This is a genomic window from Kitasatospora putterlickiae (genome assembly GCF_039527695.1).
Lineage (GTDB): Bacteria > Actinomycetota > Actinomycetes > Streptomycetales > Streptomycetaceae > Kitasatospora > Kitasatospora putterlickiae.
This window is the reverse complement of record NZ_BAAAKJ010000206.1, coordinates 1-2,985: the sequence shown is the minus strand read 5'-3', so window position 1 is coordinate 2,985 and position 2,985 is coordinate 1. Positions and strand designations below refer to the sequence as shown.

General features: G+C 77.0%; 4 protein-coding genes and 1 pseudogene. 3 read left to right on the top strand and 2 right to left on the bottom strand.

Annotated features, from left to right (window positions below; all coding sequences use genetic code 11):
* Positions 1–283, bottom strand: a pseudogene (locus tag ABD308_RS20485) (tetratricopeptide repeat protein); the annotation flags it as partial.
* 368 nt (positions 284–651) lie between these two features.
* Here ABD308_RS20485 and ABD308_RS20480 point away from each other — a divergent pair.
* The 3 genes from ABD308_RS20480 (at position 652) to ABD308_RS20470 (ending at position 2,706) form a co-directional block, all read left to right on the top strand.
* Positions 652–1,146, top strand: coding sequence for a hypothetical protein (locus ABD308_RS20480; protein WP_344337323.1), 495 nt, complete (start codon positions 652–654; stop codon positions 1,144–1,146).
* Positions 1,147–1,257: 111 nt separating this feature from the next.
* Positions 1,258–2,190 carry a spermidine synthase gene (locus ABD308_RS20475; RefSeq protein ID WP_344337322.1) on the top strand — a complete coding sequence of 311 codons (933 nt, stop codon included), beginning with the start codon at positions 1,258–1,260 and terminating at the stop codon, positions 2,188–2,190.
* A gap of 279 nt (positions 2,191–2,469) precedes the next feature.
* Positions 2,470–2,706: a GNAT family N-acetyltransferase gene (locus ABD308_RS20470; RefSeq protein WP_344337320.1), complete on the top strand. Its 237-nt coding sequence runs from the start codon at positions 2,470–2,472 to the stop codon at positions 2,704–2,706.
* Positions 2,707–2,766: 60 nt separating this feature from the next.
* On the opposite strand, the gene ABD308_RS20465 is transcribed toward ABD308_RS20470, so the two are convergent.
* Positions 2,767–2,985, bottom strand: a 219-nt coding sequence (locus ABD308_RS20465; protein WP_344337318.1) for a hypothetical protein, incomplete at its 5' end; no start/stop codon positions are given.

The following is a 2,985-nucleotide window of genomic DNA, read 5'->3' as shown; positions in this document are numbered from 1 at the left end:
GGCGGCGGCGGACGGCGGTGCGGGGGGCGAAGCCGAGGTCGGTGAGCGAGCGGTCCGGCCACATGTGCCGGAACACCCGCTCGTACGCGTAGTTGGGACACCGGATCTCGCCGGACTCGACCCGTCCGACGTACCGGGCGTCGCAGGACACGTGCTCGCCGATCTCGCGGGCCGCCCGGCGCACCGCCACGGCGAACTCGCCCGGCGAGCGGTCGCCGCGCAGGGCACGCATCGCGGTGTTGGGTGACGGGCGGTTCGGCTCGGCCGGTGGGGTGGCTGCCATGGTGCGCTCCGTGGTGGTGCGGGTGGTCGTGCGGGGGTCGGGCGGCGGGGCGGCGGGGACGCCCGGCCGCGGGTGGGTCCGGTGGGGCCCGGTGGACGGCCGGGCGCGGCACGACAGTACCGGGAGTCACCGGGCGGCCACAGCGGGTTGGCGGACGATGTGCCGCCAAAGCAGGGCAAAGCGGGCATAGTTGCGGAGATCCGCCATGAAATGCCATGCCTTGCTGTAAAGCGCCCCGTGGCCTGCCGCGCGCACCCGGCGTTGTCCTGGTACGTGGAAGCCCCCGCCGCCGTCCCCCCGCCGCGTCCCTGGCGGCACCCCCACCCGATGGCACGGCTTCCGGTCCCGACGAGGTGACAGGAGGGCCCATGCCGGCCACTGGAGTACCGCAGTTCCGCCGTCTGGCCGTCGGCGGGGTGCTCGACGGAGCGGCCCCCGCCCTGCTGCCCGAGTCGGCCGACGGCCACGGCCCCGACCGCTCCCCGTCCGGCGGCCCCTCCCGCCCGCGCGCCCACGCGGAGGCCGTCCTCGTCGCCACCTTCGACACCGTGACGGTCGCCCTGCGGCACGGCCTGGAGGCGGTCGACATCCTGCGGCTGCGCCGGGCGTGCGGCGCGGTGCTGCAGAGCCGCAACGGCGCCACCGTCTCCTTCCTCGTCCCACCCGGCACCTCGGCGACCTGGCACCTGCCCGGCAGTTCCTGTACCGCCGGCGCCCAACTGCTGCCCGCGACCGACCCGCGCTGGGTGATGCCCCCGGCGGGCGCCGACTGCGCCACCCGCCCCACCGACCCCTGGGTCCTCCGCTCGGCCCTCTGCGAGGCCGCCTGCACCCTCACCGCGGGCGGCCTCGGCCCGTCCTGACCCCCGCCGGTCCCTGGCCGCCCCGTCCAACCCCTTGGCGCTCTTGCCACCTCTGGCTCCCGCCCCCGCTGAGCTGCGGGGCTCTTCCCGGCGGCGGCGATAATGGCGGGTATGGGACGAAGCAACCGAGCCGGCCGCGCCGCGGACCGAGGCCGCACCACCGCGGAGAGCGGCCCGCCCGCCGCCACCGGCCCCGGCGGCCGCACCCACGCCCAGGGCCCGCTCACCCGGGCCGTCGACTCCGGGCTCGCCGAACTCCGTCCCGACCGCGACCGCCCCGCCGCCTGGTCGCTGCTGATCGACGGCGCGCCGCAGTCCCTGGTGGACCTCGCCGACCCCGCCCACCTGGGCTTCGAGTACCAGCGCCGGCTCGGCCACCTCGTCGACCTCGTCGCCCCGCCCGGCCGTCCGATCACCGTGCTGCACCTCGGTGGCGGCGCCCTCACGCTGGCCCGCTACGTCGCCGCCACCCGCCCGCGCTCGCGCCAGCAGGTCGCCGAGATCGACACCGCGCTCACCGAACTGGTCCGCGCCGAACTCCCGCTGGAACGCGGCTGGCAGGTCAAGGTGCGCGGCGCGGACGCCCGCGGCGTGCTGGAGCGCACCCCCGAGGGCACCGTCGACCTGGTGATCGCCGACGTCTTCTCCGGTGCCCGGGTGCCCGCTCACTGCACCACCGTCGAGTTCACCGCGCTGGCCGCCCGGGCCCTCGCCCACGGCGGCTGGTACGCCGTCAACATCGCCGACGGCTCCGCCCTGCCGTTCGCCCGCTCCCAGGTGGCCACCCTCGGCGCGGTCTTCCCCGAGCTCTGCCTGGTCGCCGACCCGGCGGTGCTGCGCGGCAAGCGCTTCGGCAACCTCGTCCTGGCCGCCGCGCCCACCCCGCTCCCGCTGGCCGAGCTGACCCGCCGGGTGGCCTCGGACGCCGCCCACGGCCGGGTCGAACACGGCCGCGCCCTGGCCGACTTCGCCGCCGGCGCCGCCCCGGCCACCGACGCCACCGCCACCCCGTCCCCGACCCCGCCCCCGGGGGTCTTCCGGTAGCGCCGGTTTTCGGTGGACCATGTCCGGGTCCCGGACGGACCGACGAGGAGGAGTGCCCGCCATGCTGATCCGACCGGCCCGGCCGAGCGAGGCGGCGGAGCTCAGCGCCCTCGCCCTGCGCTCCAAGGCGCATTGGGGCTACGACGCGGCGTTCATCGAGGCCTGCCGGGCCGAACTCACCGTCACCCCCGAGCGCGTCGAGCCCGACCGCACGGGCGGCNCCCCCGGGTCCTGGGCTTCGTCACCCTCACCGGGGCGCCCCCGCGAGGCGAACTGGGCATGCTGTTCGTCGAACCGGCCTCCATCGGCCACGGCATCGGTCGCCGTCTGATGGAGCACCTGCGCGCCGAGGCCGAGGGCCTCGGTTTCGAGCTGATCACCGTCGCGGCCGATCCGAACGCCGAACCCTTCTACCGGGCCATGGGTGCCGTGCGCACGGGCACGATCCCCTCCGGATCCATCCCGGGACGCCGACTGCCCCTGCTCGCCCTGCACTTGGCCGCCCCCGGCTGGTGATCCCGCTCGCCCTGGCCGCCCCCTTGCCCCCCGGCCGCCCTGCCCGCCCCGGCCGTCGGCTCAGTGGCCCTTGGGAAGGCCCCGGTGCTTGTACATCGCGGCGCCTGTCAGCAGCAGCCCGGCCGTGATGGGGGCGAGCACGGAGGTCGCGGTACCGGTGGTGTCGTGGGCGACGGTGACGGCGGCCGTCCTGGTCGCGGTCCCGGCGGGCGGCGCCGGTGGGCCCAACGCCAGGACGCCGGGCGCGGCGGGCCGGCGCTCCCGGTCGGCCGTCCGTCC